Below are 15,887 nucleotides of genomic sequence, written 5' to 3'. Positions count from 1 at the left end.
CGGAAAATTCACGGAAATCTCAGGATGAGATATCCTGCCGTTCCAGCTGCCTGCCCGATGATGCGCTATCAGAAATCGGTCGGCGCGCCCCCTTCGGCTTTGCGACGTGCGACGAAGTCAGCCAGTTCCTCTCGGATCGCCTCATCCATGGGCGGAGCCTCAAAGCTGTTGATGATCTCCTTGAACATCAGATGCGCCCGTTCGGCTGTCCAGATCCCGCCCGCGACTTCCCAGCCCTCGTAGTTTTTCCAATCGCTCAGGAAGGGTTGATAGAACGCGGTGGTATAGCGATCCTGCGTGTGTTGGATGCCAAAGAAGTGCCCATCGTTCCCGACCGCGCGGATGGCTTCCAGTGCGATTTCGTCCGGGCCTGTGGCGCAGATCTCGGGCTGCATATATCTTTGGATTTGCTGCAATATCTCGCAGTCCATGATGAACTTCTCCGGGCTCGCGATCAGGCCGCCCTCCAGCCATCCGGCCGCGTGATAGACCATGTTGGTCCCCGACTGCACCGCCGCCCAGAGTGAATTCGACGTCTCCCAGACAGCTTGGCCGTCCGGCACATTGGCCGCGCAGACACCGGACGAGCGCAAGGGCAGCCCATAGAACCGCGCCATCTGGCCGGTCATCTGGGTCGACCGGATGTATTCAGGCGTGCCAAACGCGGGCGCACCGGACTTCATGTCGACATTCGAGGTGAACGTCCCGATGACACATGGGATGCCGGGCCGGACGTACTGGAACAAGGCAATCGCACACAGCGCCTCGGCCAGCGACTGCGCAACGGCACCGGCCATGGTTACCGGGGCCATCGCCCCCGCCAAAGTGAACGGCGTGACGACAATGGCCTGCCCCCGCCGGGCCAGCCGCAGGCACCCGTCGATCATCGGGTGGTCGTGTTTCAGAGGCGAGGTCGAGTTAATGTTGGTGTACATGCGCGGTGACGCCTCGAATTCCTCGTGGCTGAGACCGCCTGCGATGCGCACCATTTCCATGACATCCTCTACGCGCTCTTTGCCCAACGAATAGGCATGCATCGCCTTGTCCGTCAGCGTCAGCTTGTCATAAAGGACATCCAGGTGCCGGACGCTGGCGTGCAGGTCAACCGGCTCGACCGGGTAGCCTCCGGCAAAGTGGATGCAGTTGAAATACTGCGTCAACTTCAACAGGTTCTGGCACATTTCGCGGTTGCCGGGAACCTTCTTGCCGATCTCCATGTCCCAGTAGTTCGGCGGTGACGAGACATTTCCGAACAACATCGTCTTGCCGCCGATCTCGATCGTGTGGTTCGGGTTGCGCGGCGTGATGGTAAAGGTCGACGGCGCCTTGGCGACCATTTCCATAACGAAGTCACGACCCATGCGCACGTTGTCGCCGTTGACGATGCATCCAGCTTCACGCAGGATCTCCAAGGCTTCCTGATTGTAGAACTCGATGCCGATTTCCTCGAGAATACGCATGGCGCCGTCATGGATGGCTTCGACGCCCTCGGGGCCCAACGGTTCGGTTGGCCGGTCGATGTTGATCGGCGGGTTCCATGGCATCTGGTCGATGACTGCCGCACCGCGGCGCGCTGCAGCGCCTGCGCGTCCACCACCCCTGCGCTTGCGAGTATTCGTGTCGGCCATCTGTTCCTCCGGCGATTGTTACTCTCAAACAAGACCCGAAGTCCGGTCTCTGGCCGCTCTGTCTGCGACAGCCAAGGTCGGTTTCAACTCATGAACCGCCGATTTTCAGGCAAGGCGCTTTAACGAAGGTTCAGCCAGCCGGGGATGTGGCTGATATCGGGAAGAACGACATCAGCCATCGGTGCAAGATCCTCAACCTTTGCCAATCCAGTCAGAACACCGATAGTGGTCATGCCGGCGGCGCGACCGGCCTCCAGATCGTGCAGACTGTCGCCGACCATGGCGATCCGGTCCGGTGGGACGCCAACATGTTGAGCAAAAGCCAACAACTGGCCGGGCCCAGGCTTGAACCCGTGGCCACTGTCATACCCCGCAATGAAATCGAAATAGGTCTCGATTCCGACCGAGGCCAGGTGCCGTTTCGCCGGCATCTCGCCGTCATTGGTCGCAACACCCAGCTTCTTGCCGGCGTCTTTCAGGAATTGCAGAAAAGGTGCAAGCGCAACGGCCTCGACCTGAGGCGCATGGGCAGAAGCCGCATTCAAGGTCTGAACCAGATCCTCGCGGGACCAGCCGTCAAGGTCGGGGAACAAGGCGTCGGCGACCTCGTCGACGGTGCCAGCGATCACGATACTGTCCTCGGAATAGGTCCCTGTCGCGAAGTCAAAGCCAATGCTCTTTCCAAGCACGGACGCACGCGCATTGTCGCCCTCGCTCAGACGCAGCAGCACCGCCTTGCCGAACGCCCCCCACGTGGCGGCGAAATCAAACAGGGTTCCGTCCTTGTCAAAAACCAGCGCATCAATCGACATGCATTCTTGCTCCTGCGCGGACCCGTTCAGGTCCAATGAACATCCGCGCCGCCTGACAGGACGCTTCGGGCCTGGGCCGGTTGATCGTAGGGGACAGCGTTTGCGTCACAAAAGGCCAACACCCACGAATCGTCAAGCATCAGAAATTCCAGCACCGAAGCAAGAAACTCGGGCTCTGTGGCGCGGTCCCTCAGGTCATCCGTCGAGGCGCCGGTCGAACCAAGGAAAACAGGCAACAATTCATCGTTCCCAACAAGCCACCCAAGCGCTTTCAAGGCCAGAGTTTCGGCGAATTCGGCAGAGATCGGCATGATCAGGCCCCGGTTCGAAGATTTGGAAAGGGTTTGTTAACCAGACTCATAAACACTTTGGCAAGGCATGCAATCTACGGTGAAAACAATGTCCGTGCAGGGAACCATCCTTGTCCTCGACGGGGTCTCGACCAATCGCATCATGCTGAAGGTGCAGCTGACGGCGGCGTGGTATCATGTCGTGCAGGGCGAGAAGCTGGCTGGTCTTGGGGCGTTGCTGCGGCGGACCCGGCCGGATCTGGTGCTGACGGCCCAGACACTACCCGACGGAGACGCGGGCGACGTCAAAAGATTGATGCTGTCCGTTCCGGCCCTGCAGGATGTCCCTGTGGTCGCGATTGCGCCTCAGAACGATCGGACCGCCCGGCTGCGGAACCTGTCCGAGGGGCTGGATGACGTTCTGGCCTATCCGTTCAAAGATACGCTGTTGCTGGCGCGTGTGCGAAGCCTGCTGCGCGCCCGTGCGGAAACTCAGGATCTGAAGAACAGTGGCAACCCTCAATCCGTGGGATTTGCCGAAGCCCCCGCAGCAATGATCACGCCCGCGCGGCATGGTCAGATCGCCGTCTTGGCCCACACCGCACGTACTCGCACGCTGTGGCACAAGGCCCTGAACGGACGAACGCAGCATTCGGTGTGCAGCCATACCCTGCCCAACCTCAGCGGAGTCTTGTCCGGCACCATACCTGACGCGATTGTTGTCGAATTGAACAGCGATCCATCCGGCCTGAACATGTTGGCCGACCTCAAATCCCGCACCGGCACTCGGCGGACCGCTCTGATCGGAATCATTCCCGATGACAACGCCACTCTTGCCGCCGAGGCCCTGGATCGCGGCGCCGATGCAATTTGCCTCGGAGGGTTCTGCCCTGACGAAGTATCGCTTCGGGTCGAGGCGTTGATTGCACGCAAGGCGCATGACGAGCAAATGCGCGACTCATTGCGCCGTGGGATTGAGGAATCGTGGATCGACACGCTGACCGGCCTGAACAACCGTCGTTTCGCACAGACCGCGATGGACCAATTGCTGCACAGTTCGGTGCACAAACAGCGGGGTTTTGCGATCATGCTGGCCGACCTGGACCACTTCAAATCCATCAATGACCGTTATGGCCACAGTGCCGGTGACAGGGTTTTGGTCGAGGCCGGAAAACGGATGAAGCGCGCTTTCGGACCTGACGGCTTCCTCGCCCGCATCGGAGGAGAGGAATTCCTGTTCGGACTGCCAAACGCGACCCGCGAAAAGGCGCTCAGGAAGGCGGCCGATATCTGCAGCGGCGTCAGCAGCGTACCGATCGTCCTGCCGGACATTCCTGCCCGGCTTCCGGTGACGGTCAGCATCGGGCTGAAGGTATGCGAGCCACCCTTCTCCCCACTTCCAGACGGCTCACTGTCGGCCGAAAGCCTGATCAAATGCGCGGACAAGGCGCTTTATGCGGCAAAACAGGCAGGCCGGAACCAGGTGTGGATGAAACAGAACGCGGCCTAAGCGGGTCAGTCCTTGCGTTTCTTGGGATCCGGGCGCCGCTTCAACACGTCTTCCAAGCGGTCGGCATAAGCTTTTCGTTCTTCGTCGGACATGGCCGAAACCCGAGCCAGCCATTGCTCTTGCAGAGCCGCCTGGATTTCGTCATTCGCCCGGGCTTGTTCTTCCAGCAAGTTCTGGACTTCATCTCGGTCGAACGGAACGGCCCGCAGCGCTTTGCCAAGCGCCTTGAAATCACGAGACCTTTTCTCGGCCCCGCGCCGATGCTTGTCGGCCAGATCGCCTCTCAACGCCTTGCGTTCCGGATCAGGAAGAGCGCGGTACAGGGCAGGTCCAAATCCGGGAGGAACATCGTCCCGCACACCGTGAAACCGCAGCGCAGTCCCGATGATCACCCCGGCGACCAGCAGGTTCAGGCCAAGGGATACCACCAATAGCACAGGCACCCAGCGCCTTGGGGGTTTAACGTCTTCATTCATTCCGCTTCCTCCAGAAACGCGGCCTCGAGACCGAGATTGGCGACCATGTAGGATGCATCCTGGGTCATTATGTAATTTGCCGGGTCCGGCAGAAAGGACGGCGCGGCAAAACCGACCCATGCGCCAACCACGCTGGCCGCCGCAAGCCCACTGAGCGCCTGCCAGCCCCCGAGACCGGCAACGAGATTGCCCAAAAACCCCTGTGACTTGGGTTTCGCTGTTTTTGTCGCCGCAAGCCGGATGGCCTCGGCATCCGTCAGGATACGAACGGCCAAATCGCCGGGCAGATCAACATGTGCCTGCCGTGCCTCGGCAAACAAGAGATCCAGTTCTGTATCTTGGTCAGACATGGTCATACCCCAACTCTTCCTGACGGCCTGACAATATGGCCGTCAACGACCGCTTTCCGCGGGCAACAAGACTTTCTACCGCTTCTACGGAAATCCTCATGATTCCCGCGATTTCCGGATTGGACAACTCCTCGATATGCCTGAGTATGACAGCTTCGCGCTGCCGTTCGGGCAATTGTGCCAAGGCCGCTTGCAACGCATCCACGCGGGCGTTTTGCTGCATTCGGTCCACGACACTGGGCTGGTCGTCCTCAGGCTCTGGCACATCGTCCAATGTGCCTGCCGTTTTCTTCCGCCGTAGATCGACACACAGGTTCAAGACCACGCGGTACAACCAGGTCGAGATCTTGGCCTGCCCCGGAACCCAGTCCGCCGCCACTTTCCACAGCCGAAGCATCGCTTCCTGGGTTACGTCTTCGGCCTCTGCCGTGTTGTTCAACATGCGCAGAGCAACCGAATAGCACCGCGGCCCCAACCGATCGGTCAACAGGCGTGCTGCCTGGGCGTCGCCTTCGGCAAACCGCTTCAGCAACACGTCGTCGCTGCAGGCATCCGCGGCGAACGTGTCGCCGCGGACAGTATGCGCAGAGGACGGCACGTCCTTCATCCTGCGTCAGTTGTTGTCTGGGTCCGGGCGGCCACCCTTCTTGTGGTGCCGACCCATTCCATCCCGTGCATTGGCGAACTCCTGCTCGGACAGAGATCCGTTTCCATCCGCATCAAGGCGGTCAAACATCTTGTCAGCCCGGCGCGGTTTCGGCAACTCGTCCGCAGTCAGAAAGCCGTCTTTGTCGGCATCATGACGCTCGAACATGTCGGAAACGCGGTCGTTTGCCTTCTTCTGGGCCTCGGCCTGCATTTCTTCGACGCTGATCTTTCCGTCACCGTCGGTATCGGCCGATGTGAACTTCTGCAGGCGATGGGCCTCCATCTCGGCCTTGGTCACCTGGCCGTCCCCGTTGGCATCCAGCTCCTGAAAGCTGACCGGTTCACGGTCGCGAGGTCCTTTGGCCAGCGCAGCCGTCCCGGTGACGGCAACTGCAGACAGAATGATGGCCGAGATAAATTTTGCGCTCTTCATTGCTCGTTTCCTTTGTTGTCGCGGCCCTGTGCCGCTGCTTACATTCATTCAAACGCAGCCCGGCAAAGTTTCCGTCGCTGTCCGCGAATTTTTTTCCGGCATTGAAACCTGCATTTCCGGTCAATATTTTGGAGAGGGTCGGTGCAAAGCGACGCACCCCCCTTTTCTGCGGGATGAAACAAGCGCAATATCCCCGAAATCCGAGCGCGAGTATCAAGATGACAGATCAAACCATCGACACCCTCTCTCAGGAGGAACGCCCCACGTGGCCCGCCATCGTGAAAGGGTTCCGGTGCAAATGCCCCAATTGCGGCAAAGGCAAGCTGTTGCACAGCTACCTGAAGGTGAATGATACCTGCGCAGACTGCGGTCAGGAATTGTTTCACCACAGGGCAGATGACGGGCCGGCCTACTTGACCATTCTGCTGGTCGGACACCTTTTGGCTCCGGCGCTGCATGTCACTTACGTCGGCCTGCGCCCGTCTCCGTGGGCCATGGCAATCGGCTTTTCGATAGCTTGCGTTGCCCTGTCGCTGTTCCTTCTTCCCAGACTCAAAGGAGCGGTCGTCGGCTTTCAATGGGCCCGGAAGATGCACGGGTTCGACGACAGCAAGTGACCCGTCAATGCAGCTGAGCTTCTCATGACCGTGGACAAATCCACAATTCGCGACGCCGCGACGATCATCGTTTTGCGCGACCGTTTTCGAACCCCGTCGATCCTGATGGGCCAACGTGGTGCCGCGGCGGCCTTCATGCCGAACAAGTTCGTGTTTCCGGGGGGTGCCGTGGATGCTGAAGACGCGCAAGTTCCGCTGGCCACTCCGGTACCCGAGATTTGCCAACAAAGGCTGAGCGATCAGGCTCCTGCCGGACTGCATGTGCCACTGGCGGCAGCGGCAATTCGCGAGTTGTGGGAGGAGACCGGCTTTATCCTCGGTGTCCGCGACACCTGGCCGGGTCCGGTTCCACATGCCTGGACCGGCTTCGCGGAAAGAGGCTACATTCCGTCGGCCGAAGCGCTGCAGTTCGTGTTCCGCGCGGTAACCCCGCCCGGACGTCCACGCCGGTTCGACGCCCGTTTTTTTCTTTTGGACGCAGATGCCATTGCCGATGATCTGGACGATTTCAGCCAGGCTTCGGATGAACTGTCACATCTACAGTGGATTCCGCTGGAACAGGCGCGGGAGTTCGACTTGCCGTTCATCACCGAGGTTGTTCTGTCGGAAGTCGAGGCGCGCGTATCAGATACAACGCCCCCCGACTCTGTGCCGTTCTTTCTGAACAACGAAGAAGCCAGTCTGTTCCAGCGCCTCAAGGGCCACCCGATGCCCGAAACAGACTGAGCCGCCTTATTTCATTCGGCTTATTACAACTGTGACTTCGGGCTTTTTGCCGATTTCGATCTGTGCACTTTGTCGAACGATGCGACGCATGGCTTCTTCCAGCTTGTCATCGTCCCGCAGCGTTTTGACCTCAGCCCGCATCAGGAACTGGTTCAGGTCCTCTTCCAGCACCTCGATCAATCCGGCCCGCGACACGACGGTTTCCGGCAGCCCCATGGTATCGCACCAAGGTTCGCCCAGTGGCTCATCGTCTTCGTCCAGGATGACAGTTACGGTCACGTGCCCGTTCAGAGCCATGCGGATACGGTCCCGCACCACACCGTCCAGCGCGCCAATCTTGACGGAACCGTCCAGGTAGGTCCGGCCGGTCTCGACATAATCCACGACCTCGGGCGCGTTCCCCGACAGATCCAGCATCGTGCCATTGACCGCCAGGACACCGGCACGACCTGCGGCCTCGGCCAGCTTGGCGTGTTCCCGCAGATGCCTGTGTTCACCGTGCATTGGAACGACGATCTGAGGATCGACCAAGGCATGCATCTGCTCAAGATCAGGGCGGTTGGCGTGGCCGGAAACGTGGTACAAGCCAGCACTGTCATCGACCACGTCGACGCCTTTTTCGCTCAGTTGGTTCATGATGCGGATCACACCGCGTTCATTCCCCGGAATGGTCTTCGAGGAGAAAAGGAACAGGTCGCCATCCTTCAGCTCGATCCCCCGGTATTTGCCGCGCGCCAACTGCGCGCTGGCCGCGCGGCGCTCACCCTGGCTGCCGGTGACGATCAGCATCAGGTTCTGGCGGGGCAGATCCAAGGCTTCCTCAGCGCTGATCACGCGCGGAAAATCAGACAGGATACCGGTTTCGGTCGCAGCCTCGATCATGCGGCGCATGGCCCGGCCCAACAGAACCACCGAACGACCCGCCCGATGCCCGGCCTCGGCCAGCGTTTTGACCCGCGCGACATTCGACGCAAAGGTCGTTGCAACCACCATACCGGTCGCGTCCTCGACCAATTGGGTGATGGCCGGCCCAACCTCTGACTCCGAGCGACCGGGATGCGAGGAAAACACGTTGGTGCTGTCACAAACCAACGCCTTGACCCCAGGCTTGGCCACTTCGGCCCAAAGATCGGGATCAAACGGTTCGCCCACAACCGGATTGGTGTCCAGTTTGAAATCACCGGTATGCACGACACGGCCAGCCGGCGTGTCGATCACCAGCGCCGCACTCTCGGGGATCGAATGCGAAACGGGCAGGAACCCGACCGTAAACGGACCTGCCTTGATCTGCTCGGGCCAGGCGGAAACGGTGCGCACGGCTTCGGGCGGATGTCCGGCATCTTCCATTTTGCGGCGGGCGATATTTGCGGTGAAAGCACGCGCGTAGACCGGCGCGCCGAGGGCCTCATGACAATGGGCCACGGCGCCGACGTGATCCTCGTGCGCATGGGTGACGAAGATCGCCTCAAGCCGATCCGCACGTTCCTTCAACCACGAAATGTCGGCGTAGATCAGATCGACGCCCGGCGTTGTATCCATGTCGGGAAAGGTCACGCCCAGATCGACCAGGATCAGACGTTCCTGACCGGGTTTGCCATAGCCGTAGACATAGGCGTTCATACCGATTTCGCCCGCGCCGCCGAGCGGCAAGTAGATCAGTCTTTCGCTGCTCATGCCGAGCCAGTATCCTTGTTGTAGCGATGGATCACGGTAAGCCCGTGCATCGTCAGATCGTCTTCAATTGCATCAAAGCCCACATCGGCCTGATCGAACAGCGGTGCAAGACCGCCCGTCCCTATGACCTTCATGGGCATTCCGTATTCCGCCTTGATCCTGTCGATCAAACCTTCGATGAGGCCGGAATACCCCCAATACACACCTGACTGGATACATCCAACCGTGTTTGTGCCGATGACTTTCTCGGGACGCGTCACGTCGATATGCGGCAGAGCTGCAGCGCCCTGGTGCAAGGCCTCGAGACTGAGGTTCACGCCGGGGGCGATCACTCCTCCGACATAGGCGCCATCAGCGGCGACCACATCGAAATTCGTGGCGGTCCCGAAATCCACCACCACGACATTCCCGCCGTGCCGATCAAAGGCACCGGCCGCATTCGCCAGACGGTCCGGACCGGGAATCGTCCCTTCATCAACGCGCGGCGCCACCGGCAACTCGCAATCGGGCTTGCCCACCACCAACGGCCGGCATCCAAAGAACCGGTCGGCAAAGACGCGCAGGTTGAACACCACCCGCGGCACCGTCGAGGCGATGATGACGTCGGTGATGTCAGCCTCGATCCCGTAATGTTTCACCAGGGTCGAGTACCAGGTGAAATAGGCATCGGCCGTGCGGGCATGATGGGTCGAGGTGCGCAGCGTGCACAGGAATTTCTCGCCATCCCAGATCGAGAAAACGGTGTTCGTGTTGCCGCAGTCAATGGCCAGAAGCATATGCGCCCCTTTCAGAAATAGACGTCTGCCGCCGGAATGCTGACGCGGCCCTTGGCGGTGTTTAGGACAAGGTTGCCGCCCGCGTCCACCGTTTCAAAGGTCCCGACGGTTTCCGAAGCACCTGTGCGCGCGGTAATCACCTCGCCCAGCTTCGCGGCTCGGGCCAGCCACGCTTTGCGGATCGGTTCAAACCCGTAGGTAACAAACTGGTGTTCGAGCTTTGCGTAGGCATCGGCGAGTTCGGTCAGAAAATCCTCGGCGGACACCTGAGCCCCGGTTTCCGACAACAACGAAACGGGCCGCAGAGCTCCCTGCTCAACTGTCTCAGGATCAGGCGCGTCTGCGAGGTTCACCCCGATGCCGATCGCAAGGTGGGATACGTCGCGCCCCTGCCCCGTGCTTTCCAACAGGATGCCGGCCAGTTTCCCGCCGTTCAACAACACGTCATTCGGCCATTTCAATGCGAACCCCTGTGCGCGACCGGTGACCGAAACACAGGCATCAAAAAGCGCCAGCGCGGCAACAAAGCTGCGAAGGGCTGCCTGCTCTGGATTGCCCTCGGGCCGCAGCAACAAGGTTGCTGCCAGGTTGCCCTGGGGGTTGGACCACGCCCGGCCGCGCCTGCCACGCGCGGCGGTTTGATGATGCGCCATGATCCAGACCGGACCTGTTGCAGTGGGTGCGATCCGCGCGGCCTCATTCAGGGTGCTGTCAACTTCCTGCAGGATATGCAGACCGTATCCTTGGGGCCAGGTGCTCATGCCAAAAAGGCCCGGCCTGATGGCCGAGCCCCTTTCCAGATTTTGTTGAAACGGTCAGTTGACAAGCGTCGTCGCCGCGGCTGCCGCTGCGCCCTCGATCCCGAACTGGTAGACCACACCGATCAACATCAATGCGGCCGACCCCATCAGAGCAATCCACAATACCGGGGTCGAGCGGGTTTCGATCGGATCTTCGTTTTCGTCGCCGAAATACATGTAGAAGACGATCCGCAGGTAGTAGAAGGCACCGATCACCGAGGCGATTGCCGATGCAATAACCAACCCAATCAGGTCAGCTTGCACTCCGGCCTGCCAGACGCCGAACTTGGCGAAGAACCCCAGCATTGGCGGTACGCCGGCAAGGCTGAACATCAGGATCAGCACGGCCAGCGCCTTGCCCGGGTCCCGCTTGGAATACTGGCGCAGGGCGTCGATGTCTGTCACCGGCTTGCCGTCGCGCTCCATCATCAGGATGAAGGCGAAGGTGCCGATATTCATGGTCACATAGATCGCCAGATACATCAGCATCGCTTTGACACCCAATTCGGTGCCCGCGGCCAGACCGATCAGCGCGTACCCCATATGTGCAATTGACGAATAGGCCATCAGCCGTTTGATGTCGCGCTGCCCGATGGCAGCCACGGCCCCCAGCAACATCGACAGGACCGAAAGCAGCACGATCACCTGCTGCCAGTCCGCGATGGCACCGCCGAACGCATCATGCAGAACGCGCGCGAACAAGGCCATCGCTGCAACTTTGGGTGCGGTTGCAAAGAAAGCCGTCACCGGAGTGGGCGAGCCCTCGTAAACGTCCGGTGTCCACATGTGGAACGGAACCGCCGAAATCTTGAATGCCAAACCCGAGATCAGCAGAACAAGGCCAAACAGAAGCCCAACCGAGACATCGCCGTGATGCACCGTGTTGATGATGCCCGAGAACAGCGTCGTACCGGTGAACCCATAGACCAGAGATGCGCCGAACAGCAGCAATCCCGAACTGAGCGCACCCAAAACGAAATACTTCAGCCCCGCCTCGGTCGATTTGGCGCTGTCACGGCGCAGGGCCGCCACGACATACAGAGACAGCGACTGCAGCTCGAGACCCATATAGAGCGACATCAAATCGCCGGCGCTGACCATCATCATCATGCCGACCGCTGCCAAAGCCACCAGCAACGGATACTCGAAACGCAGCAGGTTCCGGCGCGCCATGTACTCCTGGCTCATAACCAGAACCGCGGCGGCCGATAGCAGAATCGCGACCTTTGCAAATCGGGCGAACCCGTCGTCGATGAACATGCCGTTGAAGGCCACGTTGGTCCCCGAGCCGTTCGACGCGATCCAGAACGACAGCGCCGCCATCAGTCCGGCCGTCGTCCAGACCAGAACCGGAGCCAGCGCATCCTTGCTGGTGTAGACAGCTCCGATCAGCGCCGCCATCGCATAGATCGCCAGAATGATTTCCGGCAGAATTACAGTGAGATCAGCCTGGATCATGTCTCCAAAGCTCCCTTAGTGCGAAGCGACCTGGGTCGCGGCTTGGGCCGCGGCCAGAGCCGTGTCATAGTTCGAAATCAGCGCGGCGGTCGAATTGCCGATCACGTCGGTGACCAGCGACGGATAGACCCCCAGCAGGATGGTCATGACGATCAGCGGCGCAAAGATCAGGCGTTCGCGAGTGCTCATGTCGGTGATCGACTTGAGGCTTTCCTTGATCAGGTCGCCAAAGACCACGCGGCGATACAGCCACAGCGCATAAGCTGCCGAGAAGATCACACCGCTGGCCGCCACTGCGGTCACCCAGGTGTTGACCTGGAAGGTGCCCATCAGCGTTAGGAATTCGCCGATGAACCCGCTGGTGCCCGGCAGGCCCACATTGGCCATAGTGAACAGCATGAACACCAACGCATAGGCCGGCATCCGGATCACCAGGCCGCCATAGGCCTCGATGTCGCGGGTGTGCATCCGGTCGTAGATCACGCCAACACAAAGGAACAGCGCGGCCGAGATGAACCCGTGGCTGAGCATCTGGAAGATCGCCCCGTCGATGCCCTGCTGGTTGGCGGCAAAGATGCCCATGGTCACAAAACCCATATGCGCGACCGAAGAATAGGCGATCAGCTTTTTCATGTCCTCCTGCACCAGCGCCACCAACGAGGTATAGACCACGGCGATTGCCGACAGCCACAGCACCAGATCGGTCATCACGGCCGACCCGACAGGGAACATGGGCAAGCTGAAACGCAGGAAACCATAGCCACCCATCTTCAGCAGAATTGCCGCCAGCACGACCGAGCCCGCCGTCGGTGCCTGAACGTGCGCGTCTGGCAACCAGGTGTGCACGGGCCACATCGGCATCTTCACCGCGAAGGACGCAAAGAACGCGAGGAACATCAGCGTCTGCATACCGCCGACAATGTGGACACCCAGCACGCTGAAGCTCTCGGACGAGAACTGGTGCGTCATGAGCGCGGCAATGTCCGTTGTGCCTGCATCCGCATACATCGCCACCATCGCCACCAGCATCAGAACCGAGCCGAGGAAGGTGTAGAGGAAGAACTTGAAGCTGGCGTAGATCCGGTCCTTGCCGCCCCAGATCCCGATGATCAGGAACATCGGGATCAGCCCGGCTTCGAAGAACAGGTAGAACAGCACCAGATCCAGCGCCATGAACACGCCGAGCATCAGCGTTTCCAGAAGCAGGAAGGCGATCATGTATTCCTTGACCCGGTCGGTCACGTTCCAGCTGGCCAAGATGGTCAGCGGCATGATGAAGGTGGTCAGCAGCACGAACAGAACGCTGATGCCATCCACGCCCATCTTGTACTTCAGGCCCAGCAGCCACTGACCCTCTTCCACCATCTGGAAGCCGGTGTTCGATGGGTCGAACTCGGTATAGATTCCGATCGAAACAAGGAAGGTCACTGTGGTCGCAACCAGCGCGATCCACTTGGCATTGCGCTGTGCGGCCACATCGTTCCCATGCAGGAACAGCGCCATCAGACCGGCGGAAATGGCCGGAATGAACGTTACAATGGATAGGATATTGTCCATCAGTTTGCGCCTCCGCCGATCGACATCCAGGTGACCAGGGCGGCGATCCCCAGAACCATCCAGAAGGCGTAAGTGAAGATGTAGCCCGTCTGCGCCTTGCCTGCGAGGCGGGTAAAGAAGGGAACGACGCCCATTGCTACTCCGTTCAGGAAACCGTCGATCGTCTTGCCGTCACCGCCCTTCCACAGGAACCGGCCCAGGGCCACGGTCGGTTTTACAAGGATCGCGTCGTAGATTTCGTCAAAGTACCACTTGTTCTTGAGGAACAGGTACAGCGGACGCTGGTTCTCGGCCAGGCGGCCCGGCAGCGCCGGGTTCACGATGTAGAACAGGTAAGCCAGCCCAAAACCCAGAACCATTGCGATGAACGGCGAGACCTTGACCCATTTCGGCGCCGCATGCGCGTCGGCCAGAACATGGTTGTCCGGCGCGATGTACAGCGCGCCCTCGCCCGGTTTGCCGACAAAGGCATAGTGGTGATCTCCGCCCTTGGCCTTATCGTCGTGCGCAGCGTCGTCGCCATGGGATTCGGTGGCATGCGTGTCGTCGCCATGGTCATCGGCCTTGGCATGGTCACCGGCCTCGGCATGCGCCTCGGCCACCGGAATGCCATAGAACTTGCCAACCTGATCGGCGTGCCCGAAGAAGTTGTTGTACCAGATCATGCCCGCGAACACGGCGCCCAGCGACAGAACACCCAGCGGCACCAGCATGACCATCGGGCTTTCGTGCGCGTGCTCATGCGTGTGCTTGTCGCCCCGCTCCTCGCCATAGAAGGTCAGGAAGATCAGGCGCCAGCTGTAGAACGAGGTCATCGCGGCCGCGATCACCAGCGCCCAGAACCCGAAGGCCGATCCGCCGGCATAGGCGCTTTCGATGATGGCATCCTTGGACAGGAAACCGGCAAAGCCGATCGTGGTCAGCGGGATGCCGACACCGGTGATGGCCAGGGTACCGATCATCATCGCCCAGAAGGTATAGGGGATCTTCTTGCGCAGGTTGCCATAGTTCATCATGTCCTGTTCGTGGTGCATGGCGTGGATCACCGAACCCGCCCCCAGGAACAAGAGCGCCTTGAAGAAGGCATGCGTGAACAGGTGGAACATCGCCGCCGAATACATGCCCACGCCCGCGGCCACGAACATGTAGCCCAGCTGCGAGCAGGTCGAATAGGCGATCACGCGTTTGATGTCCGTCTGCACCAAGCCCACGGTCGCGGCAAAGAAAGCGGTGGCAGCCCCGAGCACGGTGACGAACCCGGTTGCTCCTGGCGCGAACTCCATCAGCGGCGACATGCGGCAAACCAGGAACACACCGGCCGTCACCATGGTGGCCGCGTGGATCAGCGCCGACACGGGCGTCGGGCCCTCCATCGCGTCCGGCAACCAGGTGTGCAGGATCAACTGCGCCGACTTGCCCATCGCACCGATGAACAGTAGCACGCAGATGACCTCGATCGCGGTCCATTCGCTCCACAGGAAGGTCAGTTGCGTTTCTGCCAGCTGGGGTGCAGCGGCAAAGATATCCGAGAAGTTGATGCTGTCGGTCAGGAAGAACAGCGCAAATATCCCAAGCGCGAAGCCGAAGTCGCCCACACGGTTAACGATGAACGCTTTCATCGCCGCCGCATTGGCCGAGGGTTTGCGATAGTAAAAACCGATCAGCAGGTACGACGCGACGCCCACGCCTTCCCAGCCGAAGAACATCTGTACGAGGTTGTCGGCCGTCACCAGCATCAGCATGGCGAAGGTGAAGAAGGACAGATATGCAAAGAAGCGCGGCTTGTAGCTTTCGCCCTCGCGCCACTGCGGGTCGTGATCCATATAGCCGAACGAATAAAGGTGCACGAGCGCCGAAACGGTGGTGACGACGATCAACATGATGGCGGTCAGCCGGTCCAGACGAACGGCCCACGAGGTCGACAGCGAGCCGCTCTCGATCCAGCGCATGATCTCGATCTGCTGGGTCTGCCCGTCAAAGCTGAAGAAGACGATCCACGACAGCAAACAGGCCAGGAACAGCAGACCCGTCGCCGTCCACAGCGCGGCCTTTTCGCCTATGAACTTCCAGCCAAAGCCGCAGATCAGCGCGCCCACGAGCGGGGCAAAGAGGATTGTGGTTTCCATGATCCC

General features: G+C 60.2%; 16 protein-coding genes. 3 read left to right on the top strand and 13 right to left on the bottom strand.

Annotation, left to right across the window (positions count from 1 at the left end):
- Nucleotides 1-68: 68 nt before the first annotated feature.
- From GOW72_RS06010 to GOW72_RS06000, 3 genes are all read right to left on the bottom strand, one after another.
- Complete coding sequence (locus tag GOW72_RS06010; protein WP_170357356.1) at nt 69-1,628, bottom strand: trimethylamine methyltransferase family protein; 1,560 nt, start codon at nt 1,626-1,628, stop codon at nt 69-71.
- A 119-nt stretch (nt 1,629-1,747) separates the two neighbouring features.
- Complete coding sequence (locus tag GOW72_RS06005; RefSeq protein WP_170365907.1) at nt 1,748-2,440, bottom strand: HAD family hydrolase; 693 nt, start codon at nt 2,438-2,440, stop codon at nt 1,748-1,750.
- A gap of 26 nt (nt 2,441-2,466) precedes the next feature.
- A complete protein-coding gene (locus tag GOW72_RS06000) occupies nt 2,467-2,751 on the bottom strand; it encodes a DUF3572 domain-containing protein (RefSeq protein WP_093964931.1) in 285 nt (94 codons plus the stop codon).
- Nucleotides 2,752-2,839: 88 nt separating this feature from the next.
- Between GOW72_RS06000 and GOW72_RS05995 the strand changes: the two genes are divergently transcribed.
- On the top strand, nt 2,840-4,240 hold the full coding sequence (locus GOW72_RS05995; protein ID WP_170365904.1) for a diguanylate cyclase: 1,401 nt from the start codon (nt 2,840-2,842) through the stop codon (nt 4,238-4,240).
- A 5-nt stretch (nt 4,241-4,245) separates the two neighbouring features.
- Here GOW72_RS05995 and GOW72_RS05990 read toward each other — a convergent pair whose 3' ends face one another.
- From GOW72_RS05990 to GOW72_RS05975, 4 genes are read right to left on the bottom strand one after another with little or no spacing between them, the layout of a single operon-like run.
- Nucleotides 4,246-4,716, bottom strand: a complete 471-nt coding sequence (locus GOW72_RS05990; RefSeq protein WP_170365902.1) for a periplasmic heavy metal sensor — start codon at nt 4,714-4,716, stop codon at nt 4,246-4,248.
- Complete coding sequence (locus GOW72_RS05985) at nt 4,713-5,066, bottom strand: hypothetical protein (protein WP_244952326.1); 354 nt, start codon at nt 5,064-5,066, stop codon at nt 4,713-4,715. Before GOW72_RS05985 ends, GOW72_RS05990 begins: the two co-directional genes overlap by 4 nt.
- On the bottom strand, nt 5,059-5,673 hold the full coding sequence (locus tag GOW72_RS05980) for an RNA polymerase sigma factor (RefSeq protein ID WP_170365897.1): 615 nt from the start codon (nt 5,671-5,673) through the stop codon (nt 5,059-5,061). Before GOW72_RS05980 ends, GOW72_RS05985 begins: the two co-directional genes overlap by 8 nt.
- A gap of 6 nt (nt 5,674-5,679) precedes the next feature.
- Nucleotides 5,680-6,147, bottom strand: coding sequence for an EF-hand domain-containing protein (locus tag GOW72_RS05975; RefSeq protein ID WP_170340413.1), 468 nt, complete (start codon nt 6,145-6,147; stop codon nt 5,680-5,682).
- A gap of 218 nt (nt 6,148-6,365) precedes the next feature.
- Here GOW72_RS05975 and GOW72_RS05970 point away from each other — a divergent pair, with 218 nt between their 5' ends.
- Together GOW72_RS05970 and GOW72_RS05965 are read left to right on the top strand one after the other, a co-directional pair.
- The gene (locus GOW72_RS05970) at nt 6,366-6,764 is read left to right on the top strand and encodes a DUF983 domain-containing protein (protein ID WP_170364465.1); all 399 of its coding nucleotides are present in this window, start codon (nt 6,366-6,368) and stop codon (nt 6,762-6,764) included.
- A 24-nt stretch (nt 6,765-6,788) separates the two neighbouring features.
- Nucleotides 6,789-7,490, top strand: a complete 702-nt coding sequence (locus GOW72_RS05965; RefSeq protein ID WP_170365894.1) for an NUDIX hydrolase — start codon at nt 6,789-6,791, stop codon at nt 7,488-7,490.
- A 6-nt stretch (nt 7,491-7,496) separates the two neighbouring features.
- Here GOW72_RS05965 and GOW72_RS05960 read toward each other — a convergent pair whose 3' ends face one another.
- The 6 genes from GOW72_RS05960 to nuoL are packed head-to-tail and all read right to left on the bottom strand — an operon-like array spanning nt 7,497 to nt 15,881.
- The gene (locus tag GOW72_RS05960; protein ID WP_170365891.1) at nt 7,497-9,164 is read right to left on the bottom strand and encodes a ribonuclease J; all 1,668 of its coding nucleotides are present in this window, start codon (nt 9,162-9,164) and stop codon (nt 7,497-7,499) included.
- Nucleotides 9,161-9,940, bottom strand: coding sequence for a type III pantothenate kinase (locus GOW72_RS05955; RefSeq protein WP_093964922.1), 780 nt, complete (start codon nt 9,938-9,940; stop codon nt 9,161-9,163). The genes GOW72_RS05960 and GOW72_RS05955 overlap by 4 nt, the downstream gene beginning before the upstream one ends.
- Before the next feature lie 11 nt (nt 9,941-9,951).
- Entirely contained in the window at nt 9,952-10,701 is a 750-nt protein-coding gene (locus GOW72_RS05950) for a biotin--[acetyl-CoA-carboxylase] ligase (protein WP_170365889.1), read from the bottom strand.
- A gap of 54 nt (nt 10,702-10,755) precedes the next feature.
- The gene (gene nuoN / locus GOW72_RS05945) at nt 10,756-12,198 is read right to left on the bottom strand and encodes an NADH-quinone oxidoreductase subunit NuoN (protein WP_170365887.1); all 1,443 of its coding nucleotides are present in this window, start codon (nt 12,196-12,198) and stop codon (nt 10,756-10,758) included.
- A 15-nt stretch (nt 12,199-12,213) separates the two neighbouring features.
- Complete coding sequence (locus GOW72_RS05940) at nt 12,214-13,755, bottom strand: NADH-quinone oxidoreductase subunit M (protein ID WP_170365885.1); 1,542 nt, start codon at nt 13,753-13,755, stop codon at nt 12,214-12,216.
- Nucleotides 13,755-15,881, bottom strand: a complete 2,127-nt coding sequence (gene nuoL / locus GOW72_RS05935; RefSeq protein WP_170365883.1) for an NADH-quinone oxidoreductase subunit L — start codon at nt 15,879-15,881, stop codon at nt 13,755-13,757. Before nuoL ends, GOW72_RS05940 begins: the two co-directional genes overlap by 1 nt.
- Between the last annotated feature and the right edge of the window lie 6 nt (nt 15,882-15,887).

Origin of the sequence: Ruegeria arenilitoris, from assembly GCF_013032855.1 — a bacterium.
Taxonomy (GTDB): Bacteria; Pseudomonadota; Alphaproteobacteria; order Rhodobacterales; family Rhodobacteraceae; genus Ruegeria; species Ruegeria arenilitoris.
Note: the sequence above shows the minus strand (reverse complement) of the source record. Positions and strands in the feature narration are given on the sequence as shown.

Excerpts from the sequence above, each read along its gene's own strand:
- GOW72_RS06000 (WP_093964931.1), bottom strand. The coding sequence starts at position 2,751 with ATGCCGATCTCTGCCGAATTCGCCGAAACTCTGGCCTTGAAAGCGCTT.
- GOW72_RS05940 (WP_170365885.1), bottom strand. The coding sequence starts at position 13,755 with ATGGACAATATCCTATCCATTGTAACGTTCATTCCGGCCATTTCCGCC.
- GOW72_RS05980 (WP_170365897.1), bottom strand. The coding sequence starts at position 5,673 with ATGAAGGACGTGCCGTCCTCTGCGCATACTGTCCGCGGCGACACGTTC.
- GOW72_RS05995 (WP_170365904.1), top strand. The coding sequence starts at position 2,840 with ATGTCCGTGCAGGGAACCATCCTTGTCCTCGACGGGGTCTCGACCAAT.
- GOW72_RS05970 (WP_170364465.1), top strand. The coding sequence starts at position 6,366 with ATGACAGATCAAACCATCGACACCCTCTCTCAGGAGGAACGCCCCACG.
- GOW72_RS05960 (WP_170365891.1), bottom strand. The coding sequence starts at position 9,164 with ATGAGCAGCGAAAGACTGATCTACTTGCCGCTCGGCGGCGCGGGCGAA.
- GOW72_RS05975 (WP_170340413.1), bottom strand. The coding sequence starts at position 6,147 with ATGAAGAGCGCAAAATTTATCTCGGCCATCATTCTGTCTGCAGTTGCC.
- nuoN (WP_170365887.1), bottom strand. The coding sequence starts at position 12,198 with ATGATCCAGGCTGATCTCACTGTAATTCTGCCGGAAATCATTCTGGCG.
- GOW72_RS05990 (WP_170365902.1), bottom strand. The coding sequence starts at position 4,716 with ATGAATGAAGACGTTAAACCCCCAAGGCGCTGGGTGCCTGTGCTATTG.
- nuoL (WP_170365883.1), bottom strand. The coding sequence starts at position 15,881 with ATGGAAACCACAATCCTCTTTGCCCCGCTCGTGGGCGCGCTGATCTGC.
- GOW72_RS05965 (WP_170365894.1), top strand. The coding sequence starts at position 6,789 with ATGACCGTGGACAAATCCACAATTCGCGACGCCGCGACGATCATCGTT.
- GOW72_RS05955 (WP_093964922.1), bottom strand. The coding sequence starts at position 9,940 with ATGCTTCTGGCCATTGACTGCGGCAACACGAACACCGTTTTCTCGATC.
- GOW72_RS05950 (WP_170365889.1), bottom strand. The coding sequence starts at position 10,701 with ATGAGCACCTGGCCCCAAGGATACGGTCTGCATATCCTGCAGGAAGTT.
- GOW72_RS05985 (WP_244952326.1), bottom strand. The coding sequence starts at position 5,066 with ATGTCTGACCAAGATACAGAACTGGATCTCTTGTTTGCCGAGGCACGG.
- GOW72_RS06010 (WP_170357356.1), bottom strand. The coding sequence starts at position 1,628 with ATGGCCGACACGAATACTCGCAAGCGCAGGGGTGGTGGACGCGCAGGC.
- GOW72_RS06005 (WP_170365907.1), bottom strand. The coding sequence starts at position 2,440 with ATGTCGATTGATGCGCTGGTTTTTGACAAGGACGGAACCCTGTTTGAT.